Here is a 1,553-nt window from a genome sequence, read left to right on the forward strand (position 1 = left end):
ATTCTTCATCAAGCTCACGAAATCTGTTTAGGTAATCATTCTCCCTTGTTATAAGGTCGTCCACCTGATTGAAAACATTTTCCGAGTCCGGAGCTTCCAATGTCAATACATCGCTTATATTGTACAATATTTGATTGACACATTCCACATCATCTCCAAAATCATATGACACACAAAAATAATTTTACAAATATAATTTCATTAAAAATATAGTCGGCAAATATCACTAAAAATAAGCAGTGTAACCAACATACACTGCTTATTCAATAAGCTTAATCACTTTTTATCACACTTAACAATTTAACTCCTTGACATTTTTACGTAATGAAAATAGTGTATAAAAGTATTGAGCATTATATGTTTTTTATATTTACATCCGATTTTATTTCAATTCCCTTTTCCAATGCATGCTTTAAAATTACAATCAAATCATCACCATCACTTGTAACAAAATAATTTGATAAGTCGGTTATGTCTGAACTTATATTATCTCCCCATGGCGGCCGTTTAGATAAATCATCAATATCCCAAATCACATGATCAGGAGAAAATTTTTTTAATTGCTGAACAATCAAATCAACTTCTTCAATAGCCAAATTAATATGCTCATTTTTTAATGTTCCATTATATAATTCTTTCATAATAACAGGATATTTACTTCCCCATTTACACTCTTCTAAATTATATGCTATTGTTGAAAAAAAGGAATGTAAAAAATCAGCTGTTCCTACTTGATACCAATAATATTTTACTGTAAAGCCTACTGACATACCAGCCCTCCTATTAATTCATTTTAAAATAAATTGTTATTCCATCATTCGTCCGTTGCATAATATCATTATATAATGACTGTAATAATTCATCACTAACATTCTGACCTCTAATGTCAATTTGAACAGCCTGTTTAGTCCCTGCAGGCAAATTATCTATACGTTTATTGTATTGTTTTTCAATATTTTTAGCAAGACTATTTCTACCTGCTTGAGTTTCAATATTATAATTTTTTATATCAACACTATAACCTTCTTTATAAAAATCAGGTCTAACGCTCCCCTTTGTGCCATATGGAACTTCTTTTCCATTTATAAAGGAAACCTGCTCTTGATATTCTGGAAAATCAATTCGTGCATCTATCTCTGATTGTCTCCAAGCAGGTCTATTGTTTCCTCTGTTTACTCCGCCAAGTTCTGTTCCAACCTCAGCACTTTCAAGTTCTGCAATTTCACCGCCTGCTTCTACACTTATGTTTTCTACGCTGGCTGCCTGCATTTCTGAAATTCTAGCTGTTTTAGCAGCCTCAAATTCCGATATTTGAGTTACTTCAGCCGCCTGTGCTTTTACTGCTCCCGATGTCTCTAACTCAGCTATCTCAGCCGCTTCTACAGTCTTAGCTTCTACAGCACTTGTCATTTCAATCTCAGATATTTTGGCAGTCTCAATAGCTTCTACAGTCTCCGCTTCGACCACACCTGCAGCATTTTTAGCTGTTAAGTAATTCTTTACTCCCCTTCCGACTCCATATACCATATCGAATGTCATCATGGTTCCTGCTA

At 33.6% G+C, this 1,553-nt stretch carries 2 protein-coding genes; both read right to left on the reverse strand.

Going from position 1 to position 1,553, the window contains the following annotated elements; translation table 11 throughout:
* Positions 1-353 precede the first annotated feature (353 nt).
* Complete coding sequence (locus IJ258_RS02685) at positions 354-770, reverse strand: immunity 70 family protein (RefSeq protein ID WP_292802496.1); 417 nt, start codon at positions 768-770, stop codon at positions 354-356.
* A gap of 13 nt (positions 771-783) precedes the next feature.
* The coding region (locus tag IJ258_RS02690) for a hypothetical protein (protein ID WP_292802501.1) at positions 784-1,553 on the reverse strand (770 nt) is incomplete at its 5' end.

The organism is Methanobrevibacter sp., assembly GCF_017468685.1.
GTDB lineage: Archaea > Methanobacteriota > Methanobacteria > Methanobacteriales > Methanobacteriaceae > Methanocatella.